The organism is Flavobacterium petrolei (genome assembly GCF_003314435.2).
Taxonomy (GTDB): domain Bacteria; phylum Bacteroidota; class Bacteroidia; order Flavobacteriales; family Flavobacteriaceae; genus Flavobacterium; species Flavobacterium petrolei.
On record NZ_QNVY02000008.1, the window covers coordinates 16,793 to 35,867 of the forward strand.

Here is a 19,075-nt window from a genome sequence, read left to right on the forward strand (position 1 = left end):
TAATAAATATTGAGAATTTTTCGAGTATTCAAATCGAAATTAATTTTATTCATGAATTGCCAGAATCGGTACATTGATGTGAAATGCTAATTTTTTTGAAAGACTAATTTCAAAAAGTTTCTCAAAGAAATTTCTATGATACACATGCATTGCTATCAAATTAATTTTATGCAAATCGATAAAATTTAAAATAATTCCTTCTACATCTTCTCCTTTGATGGAGTGAAATGTAACTTCATTATTTTCTACTAATACCTTCCAATCTTCTCTGCTGTCGTCTTTAACTTCATGATGCGGAGACGCTACACGAAGGCAATCAATTTGTGCTTGAAATATTTTGGATAAAGAAAGAACTCTTACAAAAGACCCCGTATCCTCCGGTTTGTATTGCGTAATGAACAGTATTTTTTCGATAGGATGGTATTTACAGTGCTCCGGTATTGCCAAAACTGATGCTTTGACATCATTCATTACTTTTGTGGCTATAGTGCCGAAAAAAGTTTCTTTAAGACCCGTGGCGCCTTTGGTTCCCATTACTACGAAATCGAAATTTTCATTCTCGGTTATTTTTTTTATTTCTGCAACCAAATTTCCCAAAATCAAAACATGACTTATTTTGATATGACCTAAATTATTTACTTCCGCAATTTTTCTTAAAATAGGAACTTCATCTTTGTAATTCTCAAAATTACTGAGTTCCGTTACATCATAAATTTCATGTAAATACTCCGTAACATTAACATAATTGGCTTGCGGCAATTGGTAAACATGCATCGTAACTATTTCAGCGTTAATGGATTCTGCCAATTTCAATGCGTAAATAAACGCATTTTTAGACACTTCAGAAAAGTCGGTAGGAAATAGAATTTTTTTCATAACACATTTAAATTATTGCAAATCAATTATTTATATAAATTTACAAAACAAAAAACAAAATAGAATGATAATTATCAGTTTGGCTAATTTTTAACAAAAAATAAAGTTAATGGTTTAATAAGCGAGTCTTGAAGCCATGTCTATTTTGCTTACTTTTGCATCAAATTGAATTTAAATATGATACCTCAAGATTCCATAGTGGCACTAGCAACTCCTTCGGGAGCTGGAGCTATAGCCGTAATTAGGATTTCCGGCCAAGATGCCATTACTATTGGAAATTCTGTTTTTAAATCCATCAAAAACAAAGAATTAACAACCCAAAAAACGCATACCTTACATTTAGGGCATATTATGGATGGCTCCAAAACTTTGGATGAAGTTCTGGTATCTATTTTCAAAGGACCAAATTCCTATACCGGCGAAAACACGATTGAAATTTCGTGTCACGGTTCTACTTATATACAACAACAAATCATTCAATTGTTGCTTCGAAAAGGCTGTCGAATGGCTGATGCTGGCGAATTTACGTTGAGAGCATTTTTAAACGGAAAACTGGATTTGTCCCAAGCAGAAGCAGTTGCCGATTTAATTTCATCCGATAATGAAGCTTCACACCAAATTGCAATGCAACAAATGCGTGGTGGTTTCTCAAATGAAATAGCTAAACTAAGGGAAGAATTATTGAATTTTGCCTCACTGATTGAACTCGAATTAGATTTTGCCGAAGAAGATGTAGAATTTGCTGACCGAACCCAATTTCACGAATTACTGAATCGAATTGAATTTGTCCTAAAACGATTAATTGATTCCTTTGCAGTAGGAAATGTGATTAAAAACGGAATTCCTGTGGCTATTGTCGGTGAACCTAATGTAGGGAAATCGACACTTTTGAATGCTTTATTGAATGAAGAGCGTGCCATTGTTTCGGAAATTGCCGGAACAACGCGCGACACGATTGAAGACGAATTGGTGATTGGCGGAATCGGTTTTAGATTCATAGACACCGCCGGAATCCGCGAAACGGAAGATGTGGTGGAAAGCATCGGGATTCGTAAGACTTTTGAAAAAATTGAACAAGCGCAGGTTGTCATTTTTCTGTTTGACAGTTCCGAGTTCAAAGTATCAGGTTTAAAGTTAAAAGTAGAACTGGAAAAAATTAAAAACCAATTTCCGTTGAAACCGCTTGTAATCATTGGTAACAAAGCAGACAAACTCGAGGAAAGTGAAATTGGAGATTTGAAATCAGAAATTCCAGAAATCTTACTAATTTCTGCAAAAGAAAAATTAGGTGTTGAGGAGTTAAAGCATCAATTACTTTCATTTGTCAATACAGGAGCATTGCGAAACAATGAAACAATCGTAACTAATACTAGACATTACGATTCTTTATTAAAAGCTCTTAATGAAATTCAAAAAGTAAAATTTGGTCTAGAGACTAATTTGTCAAGTGATTTAATGGCATTAGATATTAGGGAAGCTTTGTATCAGTTTGGAATGATTACTGGACAGGTAACTAATGATGAATTGTTGGGGAATATTTTCGCTAATTTCTGCATCGGAAAATAAATCTTACAAAACATCACAAAATAAAACAAAGAATCCCAGTTAAAATGTCATAAAACGGCATTTTAACTGGGATTCTTCTTTCTGTTTATTTAGCTTTATTTACAGATAGTTTGTTCCTTTTTGTACCATTATTGTACCACGAAAATAATTTTCCTCATCGGAATTTTTTTTGGCGAAATGATGACACACAGAGAGACACATAGACACAATGGGACAAAAAATTAGTCACATTATGAGTTCTAACATTGAGGTTATCAGAATTTGTGAGCACTGTAAAAAACAGTTCACAGCCAGAACAACGCGAACGCGGTATTGTTCACCCATTTGCAACAGTAGAGGCTATAAATCACTTGTACGCAAAGGAAAAGTAGAAAAAAGCAATAACGAGATCGTTCAGCTTTTAAATACAGATTTGGAAAAAATAAAACCGTTGGAGTTTTTAAAAATTACACAGGCAATCCTGCTTTTTGGAATCAGCAGAAGTACTATCTACAGGTTAGTTAACAATGGACAGCTGGACATTGCAAAGTTTGGCAAACGAACCGTTATCCGACGATGCGATCTTGAAGCTTTTTTTGCAATTCCTGTACAGGATGTAACCTTGAAAACTGGACAGCAATTTCCTGGTTTTGATAATTGCTATACAATAACGGAAATTCAGCAGAAGTACAATATTTCTTCGGGGGCACTCTATCTATTGATTCAACGGCAGGGTATAGTAAAATATTCCGTTGGAAAATTCACCTGTGTAGCCAAACAGGATATTGATATAATTTTTAATGTTGGGGAGAGATGAAAAATATAAACGTTACGCTAAGAAAAAGAACCCTTCCAAGTGGTAGGATCACATTATATCTTGATTTTTTTCCTCCGATATATAACACTAAAGCCCGTAAATTTTCCCGCAGGGAGTATTTAAGTTTATTTTTGGTTCCAAAACCAAAAAGTGCTATTGAAAAGGCTTTGAATTCCGAGAATCTATATAAAGCTGAAATTATCTGTGCAAATAGGTTTAATGAAGTAAATAAGCCGCAGATCTACAATCCTTTTGAGCTGGAGCAACTTCGTCTTAAAGAGATTGGCGAAAAATCATTTCTGCAGTATATCAAGCTTGTTGCAGAGCATAAAACGGGTAATAACGGTGATATCTGGACTTATGCCATTATCCACTTTGAAAATTTTCTTAAGAATGAGGATATACTGATACAGGATATCGATGTGACTGTTATAGAAGATTTTAGGGAGTATCTCTTAAAGGCAAAATGTATCAGGAAAAAGGGTAAGTTTTTAGCTCAGAATACAGCTTTAACTTATTTCAATAAGATCAAAGCTACTCTTCGAAAAGCATACAAAAAAGGATTGCTGCAGACCGATGTCAATGCTGCAATTGAAAGCATAAAGGAACAAGAGTCTCAAAGGAATTTTCTAACCATGGAAGAAGCTGTAAGGCTATTTAAAACTCCTTGTAAAAAGGAAATTCTCAAACGTGTCAGTCTTTTTTCTCTGCTCACAGGCATGCGCTATTCCGATATATCAAAACTTACATGGGAAGAAGTACAGCACAGTAAAAGTGAAGGATATTACATAAGATTTAAACAGCAGAAAACTGATAGACCAGTAACCCTTCCTATATCCCAGGAAGCATTCGAGTTTTTAGGTGAAAAAGTGGATCAATATAAGAGAGTCTTTTATGATTTAAAAAAATGGGATGTAGACCGGCTGCTACCTATTTGGGTTAACGACGCATCAATTGAGAAACATATTACATTTCATTGCTTTCGTCATACGTATGCAACATTACAGATGGCGGCAGGTACCGACATTTTTACGGTATCGAAAATGTTGGGGCACAAAAACATAAAGACAACGCAGATATATACAAAAATCATCGACGAGAAAAAAAGAGAAACAACTAATAAAATTTCATTTAAATAAAGTAAAGTTATTAATACTGATAAAAAAATAATCCTTGGCTTTGACTTAAGGCGGCTTTTTCAGTCGATTTAAGTCAAAGGCAGATTTTATTTTGATGCATTAATTTTCACGTAATAACTGAACCATGGATTACTTATTTGAACAACTTTTCCAGAAATCACCATAATTATTTTTTGGGTTTAGGACCTGTTACCCTTAATATCATAGCGTAAAAAGCCCTCAAAATGAGAGCTTGATTATCTGCAATGACGCATAACTATTTATATTCTTGCGACTGGTTTTCCCTTTAAGCTTTCACTTACCAGTTTTGAAAGAAATATTGTAAAGGGCTCTATATCACCTCTCACACTTGCGCTTTCTAGAGCTGCCATGTAAGGATCACGTTCTTGAACAGGAATAACAGTCCAAGGGAATCCTCCCGAGGCCAGCATCACATTCATTAGGAATCTTGCCATCCTACCATTGCCGTCCATATAGGGATGTATGTACACAAATATAAAGTGCCCTAGCACTGCACGTACTGCGGCACTGGTTTCGTTTTCGAGTAATTCAAAAAGCGTGGGCATTGCATCTCTCAGAGCATCTCTGTTTAGAGGTACGTGCAGAGAATTAGAAATATAGACCTGATTGGTTCTGTATCCTGCCAAATCCGAAGCTTTTAAAATTCCGACTGCCACACTGGGCGCAAATAATTCCTGATACCAATCTCTATGGTCATCGTCAGCTACTTTTCCTGCATTGTCGCCTTCTAAAATTTTACCGAGACTTTTCTTTACAGCTTGTGTAGCCTGCCAGTAACCTCTTGCTGCCATTGCATTCCTGTGGTTTCTATCATTTTCATTCCCCTTGATGTCCCAATCGCCAATGCGGACTTTTTCAATCAACTCTACCGATACCACATATCTTTCGATAGAAAGGGAATGATAGGCATCGGTGACATAAATCTGTTCTACAGCTTCAAGGTATTTTTCTTTGTCTTTTGGAAGACCTGGTTCATCGGGAAAATACTTTATAACAACTTTTCGCCATTCATCCCACATCAGCTTGATACGGTTTGCATAGGGTGATCTTTCTCTGAATGATAGAGCAACAGGAGATTTACTTTGGAAAGGATCTGTTTCGCGTACATTGTAATCAGCGGCTTTCATTGTTTTCAAAATGTCATCAGCGATACGGTCTCGTCCGATATTTCGAAACGCACCGGCTAACCTTCCGGCTACTACTGAATGTGAGCCTTCGAGAAGTGAGCCGAGAATTTCGGATGCATCCTGAACCAGTGCCAACGCGGCCCGTACATCGACCGCATTCCTTTCGAACATTGCTATAGAGCAGTTTATCAAAGCGGAGTGCAGTGGTAACATTCTGATACCATTTATCTCCACAATATCGGCCATATATGGAAGTGGTGACTTCATTTCCAGTAATGACGTATTATACAACAATGGTATGACTTTGTTTGAAGCTTGCAATGCACGGATAATCAACTGTGTAGGTACAGTTCTATTTCCTGCATGTATCATGAGAGACTGATCAGCTGAAATGCAGTAGGCTTCTCCATATTTATCCTTGAGATAACGTGAGCAGAATTGCCAATAAGATGTATACCATGAAGTAGTGTCACCTACGGTTTCGTGGGGATTTGACACAATGTACCAACCTCTGGATACTTCCTTCAAGAAGCCATTTTTTATCAGACGCTCTCTATGAGTCCTGTTTATTTCCGATGATTTTATTGCGACAATATTCTGATCTTCCTGAAAATTACGAAGTGTCTGAAGGGATGCCGCCAATTTTTCTCCAGGTGTCGCCATTTATTCTTTTTTTTTTGAATTATTTACCTACTATTTTTTAAAAACAAAAGCTTACCAGTTTCGCATCGTAATTAGCCTATTGTGTCGCACATAAATTAGCCTATTGCGTTGTGCTTAAATTAGCTTATATTGTTGCGTGTAAATTAGCCTATCATGCAAATATAATAAATTAATCAATAGTTTTGCCAATAATGATTGTGAACTTTCCTGAAGGATGATTGTGAATCATCATCAGAGATATAGCATTTGCCTTAAGAACTGCTGATAATATAAATCTAAGATCTACAACAGTTCCAGCAATTCCTCCAGAAGAGATTTCGTAAATTCCAAGTGTCTTGTAAGCTTGATTCATAAACAATACTTTGAACTGCTCTAAGAATTCTATTTTATTATAATCCAAGCTTAAAGAGCCAGTTTGTGTGCGTCTTTGGTCAAATCTTAGATCTTTTAAATTCTATTATATGGCAATCTACAGTGGTATAAAAGAATCCAGAAGGGCTTCATTCTCAACATTAGCAGGAATTAAAACTTCATATCTATTCTCCAAATCTTTTAAAAATTCCTCACGAGTAGTAGCAATATTAATATTGAAATTTGTTTTTTTACTTTGGAAAACTTCACCTGCATTTCCAAATAATTGATTAGGCAATCCTACTTCCTGAATAAAATGAATTATAACTGGTTGTATTTTGTATTTTCTAATTATAACATCTTCGTAACTTTTTTTCATCGAATCAGTATCTATAGCAATTAGTTCTACTGTGGATTGTGGGTATTTATCCAAAAAAATATTTAATAAGTTTTTATCAAAAACATCCTTAGTTTCTGAATTATTTTTTCTATAATAGGAAATATTACCTACTTCTTTTTCCTCTCGTTTTATAGTTAAAATTCTTAAAATCTGTCGATCAATAAATTTAAAATCTTTCTTATTTAAATTGAATTTTTAAAAATCATAGTGTATTTCTTTATTTATGTTAGTTAATTTTAATTCTCTCTCCAATGCACGGAATCACTTGCTATAGTATCAGGAACATCAAATAGTAGTAAATTTGTTAGAATATTACCAGGAGACTGTTCATACCGAATTGTTGTCTCTTCCCAATCTATCCTATTTACATCAGTTAAGAACTGCATTGAATTTAAATATAAGCTAACAATATCTTTAGGTCGAAAATCAAATTCACCTATCATTTTTTTTATTTTCTCCTCACGACGTATCTCTACTTCGGACCCAGTTACCGTCTCATAGCCAATATGTATGATACCTTTCCCTTCTTGCGGGATTTGGTTCACAGCCTGAATCAATTTTCTTCTTAAATTACTAGCCTTCCTGTCTATAGATTCTTCTGCAATACATTCCCATTTTGCAGCATAGGCTGAATGAATTCCTGCATAAAAATCATTTAATACATAAAGTTTATTATCAGGATTTACACTTTCAATAAGTGATGGATTAAGTGCTAGAGTATAATTTCCGTCCATATGATATTCCCCTGTGACTAGTTTAATCATAAATGGCGAGTTTGGTTTTACGGAACTCGCTTTGAGTTCCTCATTAATTGCCTCTAAGTTTAACCATGTCATCTTAAAATCCAATTCTTCAGTAGAAAAAAAAGCACCATCCTGAGAAAAATCCCCATTAATGTAGTGTAAATACGCTGATGCCAGCACATGTTCCTTAACTTGATCTATAGGTACTTTAAAAATTATCTCTGAAAAAGCTGGACGACCAACCATTCGCATTGCATTCATAAGGTGAAAAAGTCTTTTTTGCCACTCTAATCTTTCCTCCTCTGCGTAGTCCGGCACTTTTGCTACACGTTTACACTCCACCCAATATTTCTGCCTATTTTTAGTAATTTGTAAATCTGGAGTTTTTCTCTTTATATTCTCTGGCAGAAATTCAACAGACCAGCCATTTCTATGATACAATAAAGCTACAGCCAATTCATATAAGGTAGAATCAGGTTTATTTTGTTTTTCATTAAACATTATTTTTAGCTTTTCCTCAATACCTTTCATACCCTCTAAGGCATCAACATCTCTTCCAATTGTAACAAAAAAAGGATATATTCGTGAAGATTGAAATGGATCATCACAACCTTGTCGTTCAAAAACTGATTCCATCAGATACATGTACCATGTCATCCAATCATTATATACTGCTATAGGCGAAAACTCATTACTTAAATCTCCTTGATGTATGCCTCCTTTTCTTTGGTTTATTATCTTAATTTGATGAAAATAATCTGCTACGTTTTGTCTTCTTCGATACCACTCCTCTTGCCCCATTTTTTTTATTAACCAGTCTAATCCCTGCTTGGCAAAATGAATCCATTCATCAGTATTATTATCGTCCATATTTTATATTTAAAGGAGTTAAAATTTTAATTAGACATTAAGGAATTCTGATGACCTCCATAAGATGTTTAATTTTGTCCTCTTCATCCGCTGACAGAGTTGGTGAATATATGGAAAGTTTATTTTTTGCTCTACTTACAGCTACGTAAAAAACTCTCTGTTCTTCGCTTAAAAGTGGAGGCTGGAGCAAAAATTTTAAATCTGCTTCCTTTCGTAGTACCACTAAAACATTATCAAATTCATCACCTTTTGATTTATGAATAGTTCTGCTTGGAGAATCATCATCTGCTAATTTGATGCATACTGCAAGTTGTTCATAAGTTGTACTGTCATAAAATTGGCGTGCAGCCCCTCTGGTAAGTTTGACCATGTCTGTTTTTACATGTTCTTTTATTAATTCATAGAAGTTAAAGAGTGGCACTGATTTATAATCTAAATACAAAGATGTCAAAAAACAAATCTTACTGAGAGCTATCTTTTTTCGTTCGTGTTTATCCTTGATTCCTCTAAAATTCTTCTCCATTTCTTTTATTGCTTCCTTAAACTTTTTTTGCTGTGCAAGTTCAATAGCGGTTAAACTCGATATGACAGTACTTCTTCTTATTCTCTCATCTATATTACTTAAGGAAGAAATAAGATCTGCTAATGGCAAAGAAGAATTCATTTGCCTTTTTAGCGCATTAGAAGTAATATTATCTCTAGATAAAACGGTTAGATTACCATCAGATTTTTCTCTGGCCAAATCCAGTGAAGTGTTGATATCACCTACATACATAATAACTCTTTCACCATTAGCCGCACGAATTGGATTCTGAACTATATCGGTTCTAATATGATTTAAAACATTTATAATTTCAATACTGCTTCTTCTGTTATCAGCTATAAGATAATCTTGAATCGATGGTAAACTAAAACAGGTAAAATAATTAGGGTCTGCGCCTTGAAAACTATAAATTGACTGTGCCTTGTCACCTATTATACCTACAATTGTTTCAGATTCACCGATAATTTTTAGTATAGCAGCCTGAATTGGGCTGGTATCCTGAAACTCATCAATAAAAAAATAAGGAAACTTTGATCTTAAGACCCTTACTATGAAAGGATACTTCTGTAGTAAAATATATCCAAAATATAGCACATCATCATGATGCAGGACACCATTTTTCCAAAAAAGTTTTTTATACTCCAAAAGACCTGGTAGCAATTTATTCAGGCATGTGGTTACACCTATATTTCTTCGAACTTCACCATCCATATAAAATGCCTTCGAATTATCAATTGACAGTTCAATATTGATTCCATTTAAAGTATAAGCAATAGAAGACAGCCATTTCCCTAATGCTGAAATATTGTGATCAAGCCTGGTAAGCTGTTGCAAATTATACGGTGCTGCAAAACGACTGCTATTTGGATGATTGTTTAGCCATTCAACAATTTTTTTTCTGCTTATAAAATGCTCGTCATGCCCATCCATTCTCAAAACATCGAATTCGTAATCCGCAGCAATGAAACTCATATAGGGCTTGATTATATTTGCGTAAATAAAACCATGAATTGTTGAAACTTCAACTCGATCTGCTATAAAATCCATTCTTTTAACAATAGTCTCAACTGCAATATTAGTATAAGTTATACAAGCTATTTTCTTGTAACATCCCAATCTATTGGAATTTTGAAGAACATTTTCGATATGATTGACTAGCCAATAAGTTTTACCTGCTCCTGGACCTGCAGAAATTCTAAAATGCTTTTCAATTGGAATCAAATCTCCTGAACTAATAGTTATTACTGACATACCCATGTAATTGAATCAAAAATATATTGAGGAACAACAAATGAAGTTCTTATGCTTGTTGTTGGATCTTCCGCTGGTGCAATATGAGGCAGTTTCAAATTTTCTTCTAATACATTTGCCAGTTCAAGAGCATTCTCACCTTTACCAATAGATGCCAAATATCTGTACGCAACGATTGCTTGTGTTTTATCTTCGTCTGTCCAGCTCGGATCAGTTATAGCCTCAATTGCTTCCATAAATTTAGTTTTAGAATCACTTTTATGAATTTCTTCGAAAAAATCGACCGGTAATTTTTTAGCTTTGTGAAAATCTATTAGTGTACAAAGTTCACTCCTGTTAGTCATATATTCCGTAATAAGAATATCCGTACCAATATTATTTAATAAAAGCTCATATTCAAATGTCTTTCCTTTTCTATGATTTTGTCCATAAAAACGAATATTCGGATGTGCAGAATACTCAGTAATTTTATCTGTCACGTGGTCTTTATAATCATAAAGAGCGGGTTCCTGATTGAATTGAAAAGGATAACAACTTGTGAAACTACCTCCGGTTTTTAATTTTCGTTCTGGATCCCTATCTTTTAGGCAGACAACTTTCTTATGAATTGTAAATGGTTTATTTTTATCAAACAAGGGAAGAAAATGATCAAAAAATCTGCCACCAACGGGAATGACTGCTATATGATAGTCTTCCATTTCAATGGCACAATATTTTGCCAAAGTTGGTAATAAAACTTGTTCTGCTAATCCTTCAACAAAAATGACCTTTTGAGCAAACAGCATATCTGATCTGGTAGCATCTAAAAAACGCTGCACATATGCTTTAGATTTTTTACCTGCTGCTGTGTCAGGAAATGTTTTCCCAGGGTAACCTACATTAATTGTCCCATTCTCATTATGAAGACAGATAATCTCATCAAGAGAAACAGCAGATGTAATTTGGGTTGAATGAGTTGTTACAAAAATCTGTCTTACTTTTCTATCTTCTTTATTTTCTTTTAAAAATTTTAAGAATTTGTATTGCATAGCGGGGTGCAAATGCGCTTCAGGCTCTTCAATAGCAAGCACGGGAAAAACTTTTGCATTGGAACCTAAATATTTACCATCGGAATTCACCTGCATTTTTGCAAGCAATAGCGACATAAAAATAAGGTTATTATATCCTAAACCATTGTGAGTTGCGGGAATTTTAATATCAAGCCCACTGTAACCGATAATAAGTTTAAGCGCAGAATACATATCCACATCAGAAATAGTCCCATCAAAATCTGGTTCAGCATTATTAAAAGTAGCTCCTGTCTGTTTAGCATAAGATAAAATATGATCTTTTCCAGCTTTCATTCTTGATTGTAATTCATTAATCAAGACACCTGCTTTAGATGTAAAATCAGATTTTAATTGCTTTATTTCCTGATATTTTTGAGTTGAAGATTTTACAGATTCATCCGCAGATTTAATTTCATAATCCATGAAAAAATCTAAAACATCTCTCAGCATGGTGTTCCTTCCTGTAAACATATCTCTCTCAACATCTCGAATAGCATTAAGAAACTGAAAATCAAATTTCTGAAGTGACTCACTATCTGCAACTATTTGTAATGCAGGGTTTCCACCAAATATTTTATAAGTATAAAATCTTAAATATTGATGTTTAATTATTAACCATGCTTCATCTTTGGTAGTGCAGTTGCTCAGTTCAGAAATATAGTCTGCCTGTTTGTCAATTGGAAGATAAAAAGTATACGTTAACTGGGCTTCATATGGCTCATCCAACTTTGTTAACCAATTTGCAACTGTAACTAAATCATCACTATTTAAATCTTCTTCAGGACTCTGCAAGATTGTTAGGGTAATTATAACTTTTGGAGGATCTGTCTGCAACGCAATTAAAGATGTACTTTTTGAAAAATCATCAATTTCTAGGCGCCTGCTTGCATCTCCATTTATAATTAAGCCAATGGCTTTAATCAAACTTGACTTTCCTGCATTATTATGACCTATAATTACATTTACGCCTTCGTTAAATTCTATTTCATTATTTACGAAATTTCTAAATCCTTGAATTTTAATATTAGAGATATACATTTTTAAGATATTGATTGATAAATTGCCTCAATTAATACCAAACATACAAAATGGTATTTGATTTCTTTTACGGTTTTCCATAATTGCAGATTTTAAATGGGAAATTAATTCTTTACTATAAAAATAAGTCCTGTCTAAAAATACCTGTTCTTTTTAATAAAGTAAAACATAATATTTCCATTCGAAACGGACTAAAAGGGCAACCAAGATATTGCCCGCTGTATGTTACAGGTTCATAATAGTTCCGCTTGCACTTCCTCATCCTTCGAGACTTATAACACTCCGTATCCTCTAATTGGTCACTTGAATAAATTCACATAAACTTTTTGTCAATAAAATACTGGACAATAAATAAGCTTATGCTTAATCAGGAAAAAAACTACCTTTACGATTACTCTGCTTTTGACTGCATATCTAATTCTTAAAAGCGGAAAAAAAATTGAATGTGCAATAATACTAGAATTAAATCAAAAGTATAAACGAGTTAAATTATGGCAGGAAATGTAAATGTAACTTCTAACGGAATAAAAAAGATTCTTAGTAATTATGATACTGCAAGTTCTATTGCGGAATATATTTGGAATGGGTTTGACGCTAAAGCAAACTCTGTCAATATAAATTATACCGTAAGCAACTTTGGATCACTGGAATATTTGGAAATAATAGACAATGGATATGGTATCAATCATAGTAAATTAAATACAAAATTTAAACCTTTTTATGAATCTGAAAAAGCCATAAAAGTTTCTGCTCCTAAACATACATCGGCTATGCATGGAAAGAATGGAGTCGGCAGGTTAACTTTTTTCACTTTTGCTCATAGTGCAAAATGGTTGACAACTTTTTTGAATGGAAAAAAGTTTGAAACTAATACCATAATAATCAATAGTAATGAGCTTACGGATTATAAAGCAGAAAAAGTTGAAAATGAAGCTGACTTTCCCGGAACTATAGTCACTTTTACTAATATTCAGATTTCTGAAAATGAAATGGATAAAATAATTATTCCTTTTTTAATCAGGGAGTTTTGTTGGTTTTTAGAATTAAATAAACATAAAAAATTTCAAATTAAAATAAATAATATCCCTTTAGACTATGAGTTCAATATAGCTGAAAGAGATGAAAAAATTTCCATTAGCTATTCAGATAGTAAATCAGGCGAGGAAACAGTATTCAAAATTAAATTTATTCAATGGAAAGAATCATTGCATCAGGAATATTCAAAATATTATTTTTTAAATGATAAAGAGAATGAGGTTTACAAAGATCATACAACACTGAATAAAAAAGGAGATGAATTCTTTCACAGCGTTTATATACAAAGTGAATATTTTAATGATTTTGATTTTAATAGTTCCGAATACGAAACGCAGGGCAAATTATTTGGAAAAGCTAAATCTTCGTCTGAATATCGTTATCTTATAAAGGTAATTAATCAGGTATTAAGAGATAAAAGAAAACCTTTCCTAAGGCAGTTTGCAGATAAACTTATTGAGAATTATGAAGAAACTGGCATTCTTCCGAACTACAAAACAGAATGGGAAGAAAGATTCAAAAAAGAAGATTTAATTGAAACACTAAAAAGTCTATATGAAATTCAGCCCAAATTATTTACCAGCCTAAACATTAATCAAAAAAAAACATTTGTTCGGTTTCTTGACTTGTTACTTGATTCTAACGAAAGAGAGGATATATTTAAAGTACTTGATGAAATCCTTGACCTTTCAACAAAAGAAAGAGAAGATCTTGCAAAAATTTTCAAGACCACAAAACTAAACAGGGTTATTGAGACACTAAAGTTAATTCAGGATAGATATGAAACAATCAATATTCTCAAAGAGTTAGTTTATAATAAGGATCTGAAAGCCAATGAGGTCGATCACTTACAAAAATTAATTGAAAGCCATTATTGGATTTTTGGAGAACAATATCATTTAGTAACTGCCGCTGAACCTAAATTTGAAGAAGCTTTAAGAAGATACATTAACCTCTTAACCGATAAGGATACCGCTGTAGAAATAGATCATCCGCATAGGCTTAAAGAAATGGATATTTTTGCCTGCAGGCAAAATACGTTATTGCATAGAATTGAGAATATAGTTATTGAGCTTAAACATCCCCAAATAAATCTTGGAAACAGCCAATATAGTCAAGTTTATAATTATTTGGAATTAATTCAAAAACAGCCAGAGTTCAATGCGCCAAATATGTCCTGGGAATTTTATCTTATTGGAAATAAATTTGACACGACTAATTTTATTCAGAATCAAATAATTACAAATAAACCTCATGGAACCCGTTCATTAATTATGCATTTAGATGATGGGAGGATAAAAGTTTATGCAAAAACTTGGAGTGAAATTTTTGCTGACTTTGAAATAAAATATAATTATCTAAATGAAAAATTAAAGTTAGAAAGAGAACTATTAATTACTCATGTTAATAGTGCAGATCAAGCCATTAAAACAGTTCAAAAAAATTCAGCAATACAATTGAAAGAAATTAAATTAAAATAAGAACCAGTGAACTTTTTTTATCTCGTGCATCTATAGGTGACCTTTTTTCTACGACGTTTCTGAAGTACTATATAATAAAGGGCTAAAAAAAGGGTTCTGGACTCTACTGGAATGCCTGTTTCAAAAGTAGAAACAAACTTCTATGATCTTATAATGAAATAGTATGTTTAGTTTAATTCAAACGATATTCAATTTAGTCAAATCACTAACAAAATGATTCGAGAATTGTCCCGTTAGGGCTACTAAGAATTTTATTGAAAATACAAACGCACATCGCGGGATAGAGCAATAGGCAGCTCGCCGGACTCATAACCCGGAGGTCACAGGTTAGAGTACAATTCCCGCAACTAGAACAGTAAAAAAAATACTATCTAATTCATTTAAAATCTTTAAATCTTCTAATAAAAGGTTCAAATTTTGTACCAAGAGGGTCGTTATTTAAAGTATAATTGAATGTTGCGTGCCTTATTCTCTATAAAATTAAGATGCATACCACGTAGTTCTTTTTTAACTTCTACATTTAATACAACCTGGATGATATTTCATGTGAAGCGTTAGCTTTCCATCAATGAAATCATCAGTTGGTACTTCTCCATTCAGCTCGTATTTCATCATTGAGAAGATTGTGTATTGCATTCTGTATAATGTACTGCTCATTCATCTTGTTCACTTTATACTTACGTTCACGAAAACGTGAACACTTGATATTGGTGAACAACTATATAATTATTTAGCAGCACCAACAACAGCAGCACCAACTATTTGTGCTGTAACTACATCTAATATTATCAATCAATAACTCCCTCGGCAGCAGTTTTAAAAAAAAAATCTTAAACATCGATTTATAGATTTTGTCATATTGATGAAATTTTCTGATCATTAGAACCATTTACCAATCTCTTCGTTGCTTCCCCTTCATTTTTGTATTCAAAAACCAGTATGCTTTTGTCTTATTTCAGGAGCAAAGGTAACTCCGTGTTCTTAACGCAATAGCAAGGCCTGGTCCTTCAGATTTGATAAAAAATCTCCACCCATCCAGGTTGTATTTTTTATCAAAGCCTTGCTATTGCTAAACACTCACCTTTTTATGCTCATGAAACGAAACATAGCATACTCCGGCTCTTTAGACGAATAAAAAAAATGTCAGCAATGAGAAATAAAATATTACAAATGGATTTGATGAAACAAAACAGCACCTCCTCTCATTGCCGAATAAAATTTCAAAAAAAAGTAATTCACTAAAAATCGTAGAAATCATGAACATCATTGGAAGAGTGACAGCGGATGCGCAGGTACGCAATGTGTCAAACAGCAAACAGGTAGTAAACTTTTCAGTAGCCATCAACGACAGCTACCGAAATAAATCTGGCGAACGCGTAGAGCAGACAACATACTTCGACTGCGCATACTGGCTTAGTCCTAACGTTGCCAAGATACTTACAAAAGGTACTGTCGTAGAACTCACAGGCAGAGTAAGTGCAAGGGCGTGGACGGGCAGTGACGGAGAAGCACACGCAGGGCTGAATTTCAATACCTCGCAAATCAAACTGCACGGGGGTGGCAAAAAATCCGAAACGGTACAAACTCCCACAGGGACCAACAATAGCAAGGAAAAGGACGACCTCCCATTTTAATAACAAGTATCTAAACAATTTTTAAACTTTTAAAATCATTTTATCATGGCACATAATATCAATTTCAACAGCACAACAGGACGTTATTCATTCTTTAGCGTAAAAGAAAAAGCGTGGCACGGCTTAGGGCAAGTCGTAGAGCAATACCCTACAAGCGAAGAAGCAATCAAGCACGCAGGATTAGATTATGAAGTCATTAAAACACCACTATATACCAAAGGTTCGGGCATCATCGAAACCACAAACGGTATTGAAATAGGCAGTAGCGAATTGGAAGTACCATCCTATTATGCCAATATCCGTGCCGATAACAATGCCGTATTGGGCGTGGTTGGTAAAGACTATCACATCGTACAAAACCGTGAAGCATTCAATTTCTTTGATGCTATTGTAGGTGGTTCACAAGGAATATTATACGAAACCGCAGGAGCATTGGGACAAGGGGAACGCATCTTTATCACCGCCAAACTGCCAGATTATATCCGAGTAGGAAATGGCGATGATGTAACGGAAAAGTACATTTTCCTGACCACTTCACACGATGGCAGTGGAAGCATAACAGCAGCCTTCACCCCTATCCGTATTGTTTGCCAAAATACCCTTAACGCCTCGCTTCGTTCGATGAGCAACGTGGTACGCATCAAACATACTTCGGGAGCAAAACAGCATTTGGAAAATGCCCACAAGGTTATGGGATTAGCGGATACCTTAAGCAACCAGTTAGAAGGAATATTCAACCAGTGGGCTAAAGTAAAGGTGACTGACCAAGAAGTAAAAAAACTAATCCAATTGGCTCTTTGCCCGAACAAGGAAACATTGGATTTGCTTAAAAAGGGTGCGGAAGATGAAGTTTCCACCGTGTTCAAAAATGTTGTGCAAGATGCCTTTGCATACGCTATGACAAGCGACACTCAACAAATGGATACCACCAAAGGCACATTGTTCGGGGCGTACAATGCTGTGACAGGCTACTATCAGAATGTACGCAATTACAAAGATGATGAAGCCAAGTTACAAAGTATTGTAATGGGTGGAACAGCTCAAATCAAATCACAGAAAGCATTTGAATTATGCACTTCTTTCGATAAAATCGGTTCAGATGTATTCAATTTCAATTAATCTGAATGTATAACCACAGGTGACCGCCTACGGGTGGTTGCCTTTAAATAGCAGAAAATGAAAGTAACAGACTTAAACGGTTGCCCTATTGAAGTAACAGACCTCAACGAAGCAATCCGAATAACCAAACGGTATAAAAAGTACAGACACAAGGATGAAAGCTACTCCGATTATGACAAAAAGCAGAACGTCTATTGGACAGATATGTACGAGAAGCTGACAACAATAAAAGAAGGATTAAACAACAATTAAATTTTTAAAACGATGAATGCAAATTTTTTCAATCAGATAGCGCAAATAGGCATTACAGGAGATTTACAACTCACTATATCAAAGGGTATAGAAAACACCCTTATTGTTTCCATAATACTTCAAAATGAGCAATGTGGAGATAATGCGAAACAACTGATACCACCGCTTAATCTGCGGGGAACGGCAGAAGAATTGGACGAGGGATTTTTTCAGCAGATAACAACGCCTTTGCAAACCGCTTCGGGTTTAATGGTAAATATGGAAGCCTTTATGAAGCAATTGGAAGTAGCCAAAAAGCAATCGGCAATGGAAAAGGAAAAATCCGACACACAAAAGAAAGAACAGGAAGCCAAAGACAAGAAGTTTAAAGACGGTATGGTAAAGGCAGACGAATTGGAAAAAGAGGGCAAATTCCGTGAAGCGTGGATAAAAGTACCCGAAATTAACGACTATTCCGAAAAGGCAGACGAGATAAGCAAACGTAAATCGGAACTATCAAACCAATTTTCTTCAACAGGTCTGTTTGCGATAGAACAACCTACCGTTTAACGCAAAATCCAACAGTTATGTTATTAGCAACACAGTTAGAACGAGTATTTATACTTAAAGACAAAGGACAGGACATCACACTGACCGACCCCGAACCACGTTGGAGTGTGGAAGCGGTATTGAATTTTTACGCCAATACATATCCCATACTAACCACCGCAAAAATATCTGCCCCCATTATCCGTGATGATAGGATAGAATACAAATTAGAGAGCGTAATGGGAACAAAAGGTTAAACCAAAAATCAAAAACAATGAACTATGCAACGCAATATCCTAGCGGGAACTATCAGCATACCCGAACAGAAAACACAACGGCAACTGCACCGACAATTGGGCGAGTTCTCACAATGGATGCAAAGAGCCAAAGACACAAACGAAGTACGGAAAGACAAACAAAAATCTGTACCGATAGCCATGCTACCAATGGTTTTCTAAAGTGTGCGTTTCTGCCTAAACTGAAAACAACACAATCCACACAGGATTGTAAGAAAACAGCAAAAACGCAAAGGGATTTTTACAAGTCCCTTTCCCAACTTACAGAGCATTACGGCATTGAACCGTTACAAACG

The 19,075-nt window shown here is 34.6% G+C and carries 16 protein-coding genes, 1 tRNA gene and 2 pseudogenes; 11 read left to right on the forward strand and 8 right to left on the reverse strand.

What is annotated here, in order from left to right:
• Positions 1–45: 45 nt before the first annotated feature.
• Positions 46–876: a universal stress protein gene (locus DR871_RS15990; protein ID WP_113667204.1), complete on the reverse strand. Its 831-nt coding sequence runs from the start codon at positions 874–876 to the stop codon at positions 46–48.
• 177 nt (positions 877–1,053) lie between these two features.
• Between DR871_RS15990 and mnmE the strand changes: the two genes are divergently transcribed.
• The 3 genes from mnmE to DR871_RS16005 all read left to right on the forward strand — a co-directional run bounded on the left by mnmE (position 1,054) and on the right by DR871_RS16005 (position 4,377).
• Positions 1,054–2,442 carry a tRNA uridine-5-carboxymethylaminomethyl(34) synthesis GTPase MnmE gene (mnmE, locus tag DR871_RS15995; RefSeq protein WP_113667203.1) on the forward strand — a complete coding sequence of 463 codons (1,389 nt, stop codon included), beginning with the start codon at positions 1,054–1,056 and terminating at the stop codon, positions 2,440–2,442.
• Positions 2,443–2,674: 232 nt separating this feature from the next.
• Positions 2,675–3,238 (forward strand): helix-turn-helix domain-containing protein, encoded by a 564-nt coding sequence (locus tag DR871_RS16000; protein WP_242497136.1) that lies wholly within the window; start codon positions 2,675–2,677, stop codon positions 3,236–3,238.
• Positions 3,235–4,377, forward strand: coding sequence for a tyrosine-type recombinase/integrase (locus tag DR871_RS16005; RefSeq protein ID WP_113667201.1), 1,143 nt, complete (start codon positions 3,235–3,237; stop codon positions 4,375–4,377). The genes DR871_RS16000 and DR871_RS16005 overlap by 4 nt, the downstream gene beginning before the upstream one ends.
• A 260-nt stretch (positions 4,378–4,637) precedes the next feature.
• On the opposite strand, the gene DR871_RS16010 is transcribed toward DR871_RS16005, so the two are convergent.
• From DR871_RS16010 to DR871_RS16035, 6 genes and pseudogenes are all read right to left on the reverse strand, one after another.
• Positions 4,638–6,188, reverse strand: a complete 1,551-nt coding sequence (locus tag DR871_RS16010; protein WP_113667200.1) for a Fic family protein — start codon at positions 6,186–6,188, stop codon at positions 4,638–4,640.
• Between the two features lie 202 nt (positions 6,189–6,390).
• Positions 6,391–6,585: pseudogene (locus DR871_RS16015) on the reverse strand (JAB domain-containing protein); the annotation flags it as partial.
• Between the two features lie 72 nt (positions 6,586–6,657).
• Positions 6,658–6,972, reverse strand: a complete 315-nt coding sequence (locus DR871_RS16020; protein WP_113667199.1) for a hypothetical protein — start codon at positions 6,970–6,972, stop codon at positions 6,658–6,660.
• Positions 6,973–7,175: 203 nt separating this feature from the next.
• Positions 7,176–8,552 carry a hypothetical protein gene (locus tag DR871_RS16025; protein WP_113667198.1) on the reverse strand — a complete coding sequence of 459 codons (1,377 nt, stop codon included), beginning with the start codon at positions 8,550–8,552 and terminating at the stop codon, positions 7,176–7,178.
• Between the two features lie 37 nt (positions 8,553–8,589).
• Positions 8,590–10,347 carry a UvrD-helicase domain-containing protein gene (locus DR871_RS16030; protein WP_113667217.1) on the reverse strand — a complete coding sequence of 586 codons (1,758 nt, stop codon included), beginning with the start codon at positions 10,345–10,347 and terminating at the stop codon, positions 8,590–8,592.
• A complete protein-coding gene (locus DR871_RS16035) occupies positions 10,338–12,434 on the reverse strand; it encodes an ATP-dependent nuclease (RefSeq protein ID WP_113667197.1) in 2,097 nt (698 codons plus the stop codon). Before DR871_RS16035 ends, DR871_RS16030 begins: the two co-directional genes overlap by 10 nt.
• A 491-nt stretch (positions 12,435–12,925) precedes the next feature.
• Here DR871_RS16035 and DR871_RS16040 point away from each other — a divergent pair, with 491 nt between their 5' ends.
• Together DR871_RS16040 and DR871_RS16045 are read left to right on the forward strand one after the other, a co-directional pair.
• Complete coding sequence (locus tag DR871_RS16040) at positions 12,926–14,950, forward strand: ATP-binding protein (RefSeq protein ID WP_113667196.1); 2,025 nt, start codon at positions 12,926–12,928, stop codon at positions 14,948–14,950.
• A gap of 274 nt (positions 14,951–15,224) precedes the next feature.
• A tRNA-Met gene (locus DR871_RS16045) sits at positions 15,225–15,297 on the forward strand.
• Between the two features lie 160 nt (positions 15,298–15,457).
• Here the strand turns inward: DR871_RS16045 and DR871_RS16480 are convergent.
• Positions 15,458–15,607: a hypothetical protein gene (locus DR871_RS16480; RefSeq protein WP_165355352.1), complete on the reverse strand. Its 150-nt coding sequence runs from the start codon at positions 15,605–15,607 to the stop codon at positions 15,458–15,460.
• Positions 15,608–16,206: 599 nt separating this feature from the next.
• Between DR871_RS16480 and DR871_RS16050 the strand changes: the two genes are divergently transcribed.
• From DR871_RS16050 to DR871_RS16505, 6 genes and pseudogenes are all read left to right on the forward strand, one after another.
• A complete protein-coding gene (locus tag DR871_RS16050) occupies positions 16,207–16,584 on the forward strand; it encodes a single-stranded DNA-binding protein (RefSeq protein ID WP_113667216.1) in 378 nt (125 codons plus the stop codon).
• A 45-nt stretch (positions 16,585–16,629) separates the two neighbouring features.
• Positions 16,630–17,703, forward strand: coding sequence for a DUF932 domain-containing protein (locus DR871_RS16055; protein WP_113667195.1), 1,074 nt, complete (start codon positions 16,630–16,632; stop codon positions 17,701–17,703).
• Positions 17,704–17,760: 57 nt separating this feature from the next.
• Positions 17,761–17,955, forward strand: a complete 195-nt coding sequence (locus DR871_RS16060; RefSeq protein ID WP_113667194.1) for a hypothetical protein — start codon at positions 17,761–17,763, stop codon at positions 17,953–17,955.
• Between the two features lie 12 nt (positions 17,956–17,967).
• Positions 17,968–18,504 (forward strand): PRTRC system protein E, encoded by a 537-nt coding sequence (locus tag DR871_RS16065; protein ID WP_113667193.1) that lies wholly within the window; start codon positions 17,968–17,970, stop codon positions 18,502–18,504.
• A 17-nt stretch (positions 18,505–18,521) separates the two neighbouring features.
• Positions 18,522–18,740 carry a PRTRC system protein C gene (locus tag DR871_RS16070; protein ID WP_113667192.1) on the forward strand — a complete coding sequence of 73 codons (219 nt, stop codon included), beginning with the start codon at positions 18,522–18,524 and terminating at the stop codon, positions 18,738–18,740.
• Positions 18,741–18,757: 17 nt separating this feature from the next.
• Positions 18,758–19,075 (forward strand): annotated as a pseudogene (locus DR871_RS16505) (hypothetical protein); the annotation flags it as partial.